The organism is Clostridium sp. DSM 8431 (genome assembly GCF_900116755.1).
Classification (GTDB): Bacteria; Bacillota; Clostridia; order Clostridiales; family Clostridiaceae; genus Clostridium.
The window spans coordinates 1-3,041 of sequence record NZ_FPBY01000261.1 but is presented as its reverse complement, the minus strand read 5'-3'; the positions used below and the strand labels follow the sequence as shown (position 1 = coordinate 3,041).

At 28.0% G+C, this 3,041-nt stretch carries 3 protein-coding genes; all 3 read left to right on the top strand.

Annotation, left to right across the window (positions count from 1 at the left end; all coding sequences use genetic code 11):
• Positions 1-68: 68 nt before the first annotated feature.
• The 3 genes from BM384_RS16420 (at position 69) to BM384_RS16410 (ending at position 2,885) form a co-directional block, all read left to right on the top strand.
• The gene (locus BM384_RS16420) at positions 69-278 is read left to right on the top strand and encodes a LysR substrate-binding domain-containing protein (protein WP_090015252.1); all 210 of its coding nucleotides are present in this window, start codon (positions 69-71) and stop codon (positions 276-278) included.
• Between the two features lie 276 nt (positions 279-554).
• A complete protein-coding gene (locus BM384_RS16415) occupies positions 555-1,568 on the top strand; it encodes a YeiH family protein (RefSeq protein WP_090015250.1) in 1,014 nt (337 codons plus the stop codon).
• Positions 1,569-1,676: 108 nt separating this feature from the next.
• Positions 1,677-2,885 (top strand): NADP-dependent isocitrate dehydrogenase, encoded by a 1,209-nt coding sequence (locus tag BM384_RS16410; RefSeq protein WP_090015248.1) that lies wholly within the window; start codon positions 1,677-1,679, stop codon positions 2,883-2,885.
• Positions 2,886-3,041 lie beyond the last annotated feature (156 nt).

The following is a 3,041-nucleotide window of genomic DNA, read 5'->3' as shown; positions in this document are numbered from 1 at the left end:
ATTGTAATTATACGAATTCAAATACATCATCTCCTAAAAAATCTTTGTTAAGATGATTTACATATTTTATCACTTTTATTCATAATACAGCCATTAGCAAAGATGAACTTAAAGAAGAAAAGATTATTATGAGAGAGAATGGAAGTGGTACAAGAGATACTATTGAAAGATATTTAAGGGATAAAGAAATTGATTTTGATGTATATATGGAACTTGGAAGTACTGAGGCTATAAAAAATGTGTTGAGGCTAATCTTGCTATTGGTTGTACTTCTTTAATATGTGTTAATAGAGACAATCCTTCTAATAAGCTACATATACTTAGAATTAAAGATGAGAGAATATATAGAGATTTATGTCTTATAATGCATAAAGATAAATTTGTAAGCAGTAGTATGAAAGAGTTTATAAATTTTGCATATAAGAAAAACTTATAGAAAATATAAAATATATATATTTTACCTTATAATAAAAAGCTTCTATAATATAAACATAATTTAGATACGAAAGAAAAGATTTAACATAGAGGTGAAATTAATGAAAGATGTTAAATAGATTATACCTGGCTTTGTAGTATGTTTTGCAATTGCTATAGTTTCCAAAGGAATTGCATATTTTGTTCCCTCTTTAGGAGCAGCTACATTTGCTATATTTTTAGGTATTATATTAGGAAATACATTATTTACAAAGGAAGTTTATAATAAAGGAAGTAAATTCTCAGAAGGTACTTTGCTATCTTATTCAGTAGTGTTAATGGGAGCAACTTTAAACCTTTCTGATATTGCATCCGTTGGAGTTAATGGAGTCATATTCATAATAACTCAAATGACATTAACTATATGTGTTACATATGCTATTGGAAGAAAACTTAAGTTTAATAGAAAGTTTACTTTATTAATGTGTGCAGGTAATGCAGTTTGTGGATCATCAGCAATTGCGTCTGTAGCTCCAGTTATAGGTGAAGATTCAAAGGATAAAGCATTATCAATTACTATGGTTAATATAACTGGTACTATTTTAATGTTTGTATTACCTTTCTTAGGTAGAGTGTTATATGACAGTACTACAATGCAAACATCAGGATTAATAGGAGGTATTCTTCAATCTGTTGGACAAGTAATTGCCTCAGCAAAATTTGTTTCTGATGATGTAGTTGAAATGGCAACAATTTTTAAAATTATAAGAATAATAATGCTTGTTATAGTTGTATTTGTATTCTCAAAGGTTAATACAAAGGAAGAAGGAAAATTATTTGCTAAAAATAAATCTGAATCCATTGAAAACTCTAATGTTAAAAGTAAAAAATTTAAAATAAGTGTTCCTTGGTTTATTATAGGGTTCTTTATACTAAGCATTATTAATTCTTTAGGAATAATACCAGTATCAGTGGCAAAATTAGCTAAGTTTATAAGTGGACAATTTGAAATAATAGCTTTAGCTGCTATAGGAATGAGAGTTAAATTTAAGGAGTTAATAAATGAAGGATCTATTTCATTCTTATATGGATGTTTAGTAAGTACATGCCAAATAATTATTGCGATTACATTAATTAAATTATTAGGTATATGATTACAATAATTGAATAAAATCTCTGTTTAATGTATAATACTTCTATGACAAATAGAAGTATTTTTCATTTTAGGAGAATACTTAATACGTTTTTAAGGGGGCATACATATGGAAAAGATAAAAATGACGACACCATTAGTTGAAATGGATGGAGACGAAATGACAAGAGTCTTATGGAAGGCAATTAAAGATGAACTTTTACTTCCTTTTGTGGACTTAAATACAGAATATTATGATTTGGGGTTAGTTCATAGAAATGAAACAGATGATAAAGTAACATCAGATGCTTCATATGCTATTAAAAAGTACGGAGTAGGTGTTAAGTGTGCAACAATAACACCAAATGCTGCAAGAGTAAAAGAATATGATTTAAAAGAAATGTGGAAAAGTCCAAATGGTACAATAAGAGCAATCTTAGATGGTACAGTGTTTAGAGCACCTATTATTGTAGATGGTATTAAACCATATGTAAGTAATTGGACAAAACCTATAACTATAGCAAGACATGCTTATGGAGACATTTATAGAGATGTAGAAATGAAGATACCTGGAAAAGGTAAATGTGAATTAGTGTATACAGCAGAAGATGGAACTGAATCTAGAGAACTTATACATAATTTCGATGGAGAAGGTGTTGTACTTGGAATGCATAATTTAACTAAGTCTATATCATCATTTGCAAGATGTTGTTTTAATTATGCGTTAGATATAAAACAAGATTTATGGTTTGCAACTAAAGATACTATATCAAAGAAATATGACCATACATTTAAGGATATTTTCCAAGAAATATTTGATGCTGAATATAAAGAAAAATTTGAAGAAGCAAAAATAGAATATTTCTATACTTTAATAGATGACGTTGTTGCAAGAGTTGTAAGATCAAATGGTGGAATGATTTGGGCTTGTAAGAATTATGATGGAGATGTAATGAGTGATATGGTAGCTACTGCTTTTGGATCATTAGCTATGATGACTTCAGTATTAGTATCACCAGAAGGTAATTATGAATATGAAGCAGCTCATGGAACTGTTCAAAGACATTACTATAAACACTTAAAAGGTGAAGAAACATCTACTAACTCAATAGCAACAATCTTTGCTTGGTCTGGAGCTCTTAGAAAGAGAGGAGAACTAGATAATAATAAAGAACTTATGGATTTTGCTGATAAGTTAGAAAAAGCTTCATTAAAAACAATTGAAGATGGAGTAATGACTAAAGATTTAGCTCTTCTTACAAGTAAAGAAAATGTAACAACTACTAATAGTTTTGAATTTATTAAGGCAATTAGAGAAAGACTTGAAGCTATGCTTTAATTAATAAAAGTAAAATACCTATATAGGGATAACTATCCTTGATATAGGTATTTTTTTGCTTTTGAGCCTGTAAATAATTTTGTGTATTCTTATCTTTTTCTTAGAAATAATCAAAATTATTGAATCTTATTTATTAAACAATTTTGTCTGAAATTG